The organism is Streptococcus sp. E17BB (assembly GCF_041807725.1).
In the GTDB taxonomy this organism is placed as follows: domain Bacteria; phylum Bacillota; class Bacilli; order Lactobacillales; family Streptococcaceae; genus Streptococcus; species Streptococcus entericus.
Genome location: NZ_JBGTZC010000084.1, coordinates 1 through 559, shown reverse-complemented (window position 1 = coordinate 559; position 559 = coordinate 1). Strand labels below are relative to the sequence as shown.

General features: G+C 47.9%; 1 protein-coding gene. It reads left to right on the top strand.

Annotation, left to right across the window (positions count from 1 at the left end; genetic code table 11):
• Positions 1-83 precede the first annotated feature (83 nt).
• The gene (locus ACERC7_RS10725; protein WP_373666915.1) at positions 84-461 is read left to right on the top strand and encodes a hypothetical protein; all 378 of its coding nucleotides are present in this window, start codon (positions 84-86) and stop codon (positions 459-461) included.
• The last annotated feature ends 98 nt before the right edge of the window (positions 462-559 follow it).

Genomic DNA, 559 nt, shown 5'->3' with positions numbered 1-559 from the left:
GAGGGCAGGGTTCCTGTCAATATGACCAGAATCCTTGGTGGGTTTGTGATGGAAGACCTAACCAAGGGTAAGGAGGGTGTCACATGCAACTCTATCTAAGCAAAAACCAAGACCGACACCAGTCTTTGATTGAGACCCTAGATGCTTATGGCATTGCATATGAGCTGGTGGACTTTGAGCAACTGAAGAAAGAAGACCTACTGGAATGGATGCGGCTATCTCCAGACTGCTTTGACTTTCTGACCCCAACCTGTTTGATATACAAACGCAGGGATAACCTCCCCTTTTCCCGATTTCTTGACATCATCTGGGACCATCGGGCAAGAAGTCTTCGTTTGCCTCTGATTGTCGATAAGGACCAGGTTTATCCTGATGTAACCCTAGAAGACTTGCGATCCTTTCTTCCTCGTGAACGGAAAGAGAAGGAGCGGCGAACTCTTAAAACCTTCTTAAGCGTGTAGGAGGGGGCTATGGCGGAATTATTTTGGGAAAACCTTGCCCTTCTCTTGGCAGAAAAAGAGATGAGCTGGGCTGAGTTGACACGGCAGATGTTTGCGGG

Bases quoted from the DNA above. Each gene is read 5' to 3' on its own strand.
- ACERC7_RS10725 (WP_373666915.1), top strand. From the start codon at position 84: ATGCAACTCTATCTAAGCAAAAACCAAGACCGACACCAGTCTTTGATT.